The organism is Amycolatopsis circi, assembly GCF_003385235.1.
Classification (GTDB): Bacteria; Actinomycetota; Actinomycetes; order Mycobacteriales; family Pseudonocardiaceae; genus Amycolatopsis; species Amycolatopsis circi.
In genome coordinates, this window is the sequence record NZ_PQIA01000129.1 from 22,359 (window position 1) to 28,785 (window position 6,427).

The 6,427-nt window shown below is 67.0% G+C and carries 5 protein-coding genes; 4 read left to right on the forward strand and 1 reads right to left on the reverse strand.

Annotation, left to right across the window (positions count from 1 at the left end; translation table 11 throughout):
- Positions 1-2: 2 nt before the first annotated feature.
- Complete coding sequence (hutH, locus tag D0D37_RS37135) at positions 3-1,529, reverse strand: histidine ammonia-lyase (RefSeq protein WP_116205258.1); 1,527 nt, start codon at positions 1,527-1,529, stop codon at positions 3-5.
- Positions 1,530-1,699: 170 nt separating this feature from the next.
- On the opposite strand from hutH, the gene D0D37_RS37140 reads away from it, so the two are divergent.
- The 4 genes from D0D37_RS37140 (at position 1,700) to D0D37_RS37155 (ending at position 6,344) form a co-directional block, all read left to right on the forward strand.
- Positions 1,700-2,485: an IclR family transcriptional regulator gene (locus tag D0D37_RS37140; RefSeq protein WP_116205259.1), complete on the forward strand. Its 786-nt coding sequence runs from the start codon at positions 1,700-1,702 to the stop codon at positions 2,483-2,485.
- 821 nt (positions 2,486-3,306) lie between these two features.
- Complete coding sequence (locus tag D0D37_RS37145; protein ID WP_208720320.1) at positions 3,307-4,914, forward strand: class I adenylate-forming enzyme family protein; 1,608 nt, start codon at positions 3,307-3,309, stop codon at positions 4,912-4,914.
- Positions 4,911-5,588, forward strand: a complete 678-nt coding sequence (locus D0D37_RS37150; protein ID WP_116205260.1) for a tRNA-dependent cyclodipeptide synthase — start codon at positions 4,911-4,913, stop codon at positions 5,586-5,588. Before D0D37_RS37145 ends, D0D37_RS37150 begins: the two co-directional genes overlap by 4 nt.
- A gap of 15 nt (positions 5,589-5,603) precedes the next feature.
- A complete protein-coding gene (locus tag D0D37_RS37155; RefSeq protein WP_116205261.1) occupies positions 5,604-6,344 on the forward strand; it encodes a class I SAM-dependent methyltransferase in 741 nt (246 codons plus the stop codon).
- Positions 6,345-6,427 lie beyond the last annotated feature (83 nt).

Genomic DNA, 6,427 nt, shown 5'->3' on the forward strand with positions numbered 1-6,427 from the left:
GCTCAGGCCTCCAGTTCGGCCGCGGCCAGGACAGCGCCCGACCGCACGAGTTCTTCGGCGGCCGCGATCTCGGGCGCCAGGTGACGGTCGGGGCCAGGGCCCTCGACCTTGGTGCGCAGCAGGTCACGGACGCGTCCGGTGACCGGCGAAGGCTGCAGCGGCGCGCGGAAATCGAGCGCGCGGGCCGCGGTGAGCAGTTCGACGGCGAGCACGGTGGTCAGGCCGTCGACCGCCTTGCGCAGCTTGCGCGCGGCGGACCAGCCCATGGACACGTGGTCCTCCTGCATCGCGCTGCTCGGGATCGAGTCGACCGAGGCGGGCACGGCGAGCCGCTTGAGTTCGCTGACCACGGCGGCCTGTGTGTACTGCGCGATCATGTGCCCGGAGTCGACGCCGGGGTCGTGCGCGAGGAACGGCGGCAGCCCGTGCGAGCGGGCCTGGTCGAGCATCCGGTCGGTGCGGCGTTCGGCGATGCTCGCCACGTCCGCCACTGGCACCGCGAGAAAGTCGAGCACGTACGCGACCGGCGCGCCGTGGAAGTTGCCGTTCGACTCCACCCGGCCGTCGGCCAGCACCACCGGATTGTCCACAGCGGACCAGAGTTCCCGCTCCGCGACCAGTTCCGCGTGCGTGAGCGTGTCCCGCGCGGCGCCGTGCACCTGCGGCGAACACCGCAGCGAGTACGCGTCCTGCACTCGGTTGCAGTCCGGACCGCGGTGGCTTTCCACGATCTTCGACCCCTGCAGCGCCGCGAACATCCGCGCCGCGCTGGTCGCCTGCCCGGGATGCGGACGGAGCGCCTGCAGGTCAGCGGCGAACGCGCGGTCGGTGCCCAGCAGCGCCTCGACGCTCATCGCCGCGGTGAGGTCCGCGACGTCCAGCAGCCGGTGCAGATCCGCGGCGGCGAGCAGCAGCATGCCGAGCATGCCGTCGGTGCCGTTGGTGAGCGCGAGGCCCTCCTTCTCGGCCAGCACCACCGGCGTGATCCCAGAGGCCCGCAAGGCGTCCGCAGCGGGCTTCCGCTCGCCCGCGTGGAACACCTCGCCCTCGCCCATCAACGCCAGCGCGACCGCGGCCAGCGGCGCGAGGTCGCCGGAGCAGCCGAGCGAACCGTACTCGTGCACGACCGGCGTGATGTCCGCGTTGAGCAGGGCCGCAAGCGTTTGCGCGGTCTGCGGGCGCACGCCGGTGTAGCCGCTGGCCAGCGTGCGCAGGCGCAGCAGCATCAGGGCGCGCACGACCTCGGTCTCCACCGCGGGCCCGGCACCCGCGGCGTGCGAGCGGATCAGGCTGCGCTGCAGCGCGGTGCGGCTCTCGACGGGAATGTGGCGCGTGGCGAGCGCGCCGAACCCGGTCGAGACCCCGTAGGTCGGCGACGTGGCGTCGGCGAGGTCTTCGATGTGCTGGCGAGTGGCGGCGAGGTTCTTCTCGACCGCCTCGGCGAGCCCGACGTGCGCGTGCCCGCGGACGATGTCGACGACCTGCGCCGCGGTCATCGGCTTCGAGCTCAGGAGGACTGGTTCCGGCATGCCGCCATTGCACCTCCCGGCGAGCGCCAGCGACAGTGCGGAGTTGGCGGTAGTGTCTGGCATCCAAGACAACACGTGGCGAGAGCCTCGACTACCGGAGCGAAGGGACCCCTCATACTCCGTCTGGGCGGACCGAGGGGTCCCCTCGCACGCTTCGAGAGGAGGTGACCATGAGCAGTTCCGACGTTCCCGCCCTGCGCAACGGCCTCTCCGTGCTGCGCCTGCTCGCCGGCCACGCGGGACCGGTCTCAGCCGCCGCCATCGCCCGAGACCTCGACCTGCCGCGGTCGACGACCTATCACCTGCTCAACGAACTGACCGCGGCCGGTTTCGTCACCCACCTGCCCGCCGAACGCCGCTACGGCCTCGGCATCGCCGCCTTCGAACTCGGCTCGGCCTACCTGCGCCACGACCCGCTGGAGCGGCTGGCCGGACCGCTGCTGCGCAAACTGGTCGACCGCATCGGCCACACCGCGCACCTGGGCGTCCTGCACGGCAACGAATCGCTGTACCTGATCAAGGAACGCCCAGCGCGCCCGGAAACGCTGGTCACCGACGTCGGCGTACGCCTGCCCGCACACCTGACCGCCTCCGGCCGCGCGATGCTGCAGCACCTGCCAGCCGCACACGTCCGCGCCCTGTTCCCAGCCGCCGCGTCGTTCGTCCTGCGCACTCCGCGCGGGCCTAATTCGCTAGCCGCGCTACGCCGCACCTTGGCCACCGAACGCCGCCTCGGCTGGTCAGTGGAAGACGGTCACGTGACAGCGGGCTTCGCTTCTGTCGCCGCCCCAGTGTTCGACCACGGCTCTCGCCCGATGGCCGCGATCAGCGTGACGCTGCGCCACCTCTGTCCAGACGACCGTCCCTGCGAAGAGACCTTCCCCGACCTAGCCGAAGCTGTCGCCGCGACAGCCGCCACGCTCACCACGCACATCGGCGGCAACCGGCCGGAGTGAGATCAGGGTCCTCCTCGACCTGCTCGACCTGCTCGCCGGTTTCCCCGCAGATGCCATTGCGGCACAGAAAGAACTCACGGTCCGCCACGCCGCACACCGCACCTGGCACGCCGGACTCATCGCCAGCATCCGCAGCCTCCTGGCCGGGCAGACTCTGCCGGTGCCGCCGCTGGATCCGTTGAGCGCAGCCAAAAGCCGCGAACTGCGTTAGCCGCCGACCTCCTTGCCGATCCCGGAAACCGGCGGGCGGAGGCGGTCGAACAAGCCCGACCTAACGAAATGCTCGCGCCTTCGTTGATTGAATCCCACCTTCCGGCAATTCTCCCCAGAATAAACTCCAGCCCCAGAACGCCCGCACGGACCAGCCTACCTTAACCGAGACGTTCTCCCACTCCACCAGCTCATTCCAGCCACATTCCAGCCACGACAAAACCGACACAACGACACTCTCGCGTCACCGCACCGGGTCCCCCACTTGTCGCAGTACTCGCATTGGCCGCCTCCAACGGACGATTGACAGTCACTATCGGCTCAGGTATAGCTCTAATGGGGTCTAAAGCGAAACTCAAAACATCAGGGGGCTTGAGTGGATTCGCTTCAGCACGTTTCCGCGTGTTCGCTTACCGGCTACCGGTAGGCCATCTTCACTGATCCGGGTGCCGCGGGGGCGGTTCCCGGATCAGCTTTGCTCTGCCATCGAAACATTCCCTCCAGCGATTCGCGCGCCATCCGACTCGCTGCGCTGCCCCTTGCCCGCATTCGGGCAAGGGCGGCGATCGGCGTCGCGATGCCGCATTCCACCGCATAGGAGCACTTCAGCGATGAAACCGAACTGGGCCTTCAGCCTGGGCGAACTGTTCGATCACCGAAGCAGTTCGGGCAAGCCCATGACGTTCCACCTGTCCCGGCCGCTGGACATCGACCGGGAAAACCGCTCGACCTTGGATCTTCCCGCGCTGGCGGCCCTGGTCCGGGATTCCGCGGGCGTGCTGAGCAAAGCGGGCGTGAAACCCGGCGACCGGGTGGTCGTCTACAAAGCCAATCATTTCGACTGCATTCTGCTGGCCGCCGCGATCGCCCGGATCGGCGCGGTCGCCGTGATGCTGTCCGGCATGCTGGGAAAGGAAGCCGTACAAAGCCTGATCCGCCGCGTGGAACCGGCGGCAGTCGTCACCGACGCGGAACGCATCGAACACGCGGAAATCTCGCCCGCGGTGTTCCCCGATCTCGCCGGAAAGATCTTCAGCGTCCGCGGCGATTCCCCGCACGCGCGAACTTACGCGGACCTCAAAGCCGAGCCGCACCTGCACGCCGTCCCGCGCCGAGACGACGAACTCCTGATGCTCACCCACACCTCGGGCACCACCGGCATCCCCAAGTTGATCATCTTCCCTCCGGCCACGATCCAAAAACAAATGGCCAGGCTGGAATGCCGCCATTTCCCGCCCTTGACGTTCCGGCGCAACGACGTCGTGGCCATGTTCACGCCCTATGTGCACGCCCGGGCCTTCACCTGGATCTATTCGGTGCTGACCCTCTCCCCGGCGACCGTGCTGGCCATGGACGACAGCTCTCCGGAGACAGTCGACCGGGTGTTCCGCCGGTACCGCCCCACTTTCATGGAAGCGCTGCCCATCGACTACTCGACGATGGCCCCGCTGATCCGCACCGGCGCGGACAACCCGTTCGCCGACATCCGCCTGTTCGCCGGAAATTTCGACCCGATCCGCTGGCCGGTGATCCGCCGTTTCCTGAACGCGTCCCGCCACCCGTTCCCGCTGTGGCGCGACGGTTACGGCCAGTCGGAGACGGGCGGCATGGGCATGACCGTGATCTCGCGCCGCTCCGCGAACCGCCCGCGCGACCACAAACCCGGCCCGCGCGTCGTCGGCCGCCCCATGCCCGGTTTCGTCACCCTGAAGATCGTCGACCCGTCGACCTTCGCACCGGTCGAACGCGGCCGCCCCGGCCTGGTCCTCGCCAAAACGAAGGCCCGCTGCGCCGGTTACTACGGCGAACCCGAACGCTGGAAGGAAAAACTGGTGGGCGACTGGTGGAACACCGGCGACATCGGCATCCTCACCCCGACCGGCGCGTTGAAGATCGTGGACCGCGAGGTCAACGTCTCGTCCGGCATCGGCTACCTGGAATTCGAAGACACCCTGGTGGACCGCCTGCCCGAAGGCGCCGACGTGGCCATCCTCCCCCGCGAGAACGACCTGCCCCTCCCCGTCGTCTCGACCCGGGACGGCCGCCTGGACGAAACCGACTGGTCCCGAGCCCGCACCGGCCTCCCCGCCCTGGCCGACCCGGTCGTCATCACGACAGCGGACATGCCGAGGACCGCGACCGGAAAAATCGTCCGGGAAGAACTCCGCCGCACCCACCTGGACACCGCGGCCGCCCCCGGCACCGGACGCTGGACATGATCAGCAACGGCTTCCGCGTGGAGCCTCTGACCACGTCCTGCCGCGAAGTCTGGGAATCCCGCCGCCACGCGGTTTTCGGCGTAAGCCCAGGCAACAGCTACTTCAACGTCGACCGCCTGCGCGTCACTTTGGACTGGCTGCAAACGGAATTCAAGCAAATCGACGTCATCATCCCGGACAGCGCCCTGAAACACACCTTCACCGCCCTCGGCTACGACGAGGCCAGGGCAGCGAAGAAGGCCAGAGCAGAAACCAACGTCCTGCGAAACCGGGTAACCCGAGCCTGGACCGACCTTGGCGGCCCCAGGCCAGCCGACGGCCTGCACCGAATGTCGGAACTCGCAGCAAACCCCACCTACACCGAAACCCTGACGCACTGCGCCCGCCTGACCTCGACAGACCCCGCACTAGCCGAGGCCAGCACAGAAATGACCAAAGAAGTCCTAGCCGCCAAAGGATTAACCGGCGATCCCACTCCAGAACAAATCACCGAAGCGAAAAACTACCTGATCGCCGAACTACCGTTCTTCGTCTCGTCCTGCAGAATCTTCGACGTAGACGCCTCCCTGAACTTCTACCACCAGCCCCTCCCCCTGGCGAACGTGGTCTTCGCCGACACCTCAGCCCTGAAACCGGACCCCGGCCAGGGTTACGCCACCATCCGCCCAGCCTGAGCACGGAGACGATCCATGACAGAACCTGTCGACCAGTACGACCAGGTAGCCGCCACCTTCGCCGAAATAGAAGCAGTAATCAGCTTCGTCCGGGAAAACCTGGAATGGCCTTCTTTCCAGGAACTCCTAGGCGACCTGCACGACCTGCGAGTACTGGACGTAGGCTGCGGCGAAGGCAGCTTCACTCGCCGCATCAAGCAATTGGGCGCGGCGCAAGTAGTGGGCACCGACCTCTCGCCCGGCATGATCGCCTTGGCACAGCAAGAAGAAGCACGGAACCCGCAAGGCATCACCTACCAAGTCCAAGACCTGGCAGCAATGCCGCCGCAAGGCGAGTTCGACGTAGTGACGGCCATCCACGTACTGCACTACGCAGACTCCCGGAAAACCATGCAAACCATGGCAAACACCATGCACGCCAACCTAAAACCCGGCGGCAGACTGGTCGTCCTAAGCGCGAACGCAGACTCCAGCGAAGAATCCGAAACCGCCGCCGGCTTCCGCACCCACCGCCCGCCAAACCCGCAGGAAGGCGACAAGTTCAAGGTAGCCGTCCTAACGACCCCGCCGACCGAGATCGAAGTACACCACTGGCCCACCAAGACAATCGTAGAAGTCCTGCAAACCGCAGGCTTCACCAACATCGACTGGTCCCCAGTAAAACCAGCCGCGACAGTCTCCCCCGCGAACCAAGACCGCGCCGCCCGCTGCGCAAAGAACCCAACAAGCCTGACCCTAACGGCAACAAAGCCCTAACCCCCGCTCCCCCAGCTCCCACTCAACAAAAGCGCAAACCGGACACCCCAACGCAGCCGCCACCAAGCCCCCACAGCCAAACG

Excerpts from the sequence above, each read along its gene's own strand:
- hutH (WP_116205258.1), bottom strand. The coding sequence starts at position 1,529 with ATGCCGGAACCAGTCCTCCTGAGCTCGAAGCCGATGACCGCGGCGCAG.
- D0D37_RS37140 (WP_116205259.1), top strand. The coding sequence starts at position 1,700 with ATGAGCAGTTCCGACGTTCCCGCCCTGCGCAACGGCCTCTCCGTGCTG.
- D0D37_RS37145 (WP_208720320.1), top strand. The coding sequence starts at position 3,307 with ATGAAACCGAACTGGGCCTTCAGCCTGGGCGAACTGTTCGATCACCGA.
- D0D37_RS37150 (WP_116205260.1), top strand. The coding sequence starts at position 4,911 with ATGATCAGCAACGGCTTCCGCGTGGAGCCTCTGACCACGTCCTGCCGC.
- D0D37_RS37155 (WP_116205261.1), top strand. The coding sequence starts at position 5,604 with ATGACAGAACCTGTCGACCAGTACGACCAGGTAGCCGCCACCTTCGCC.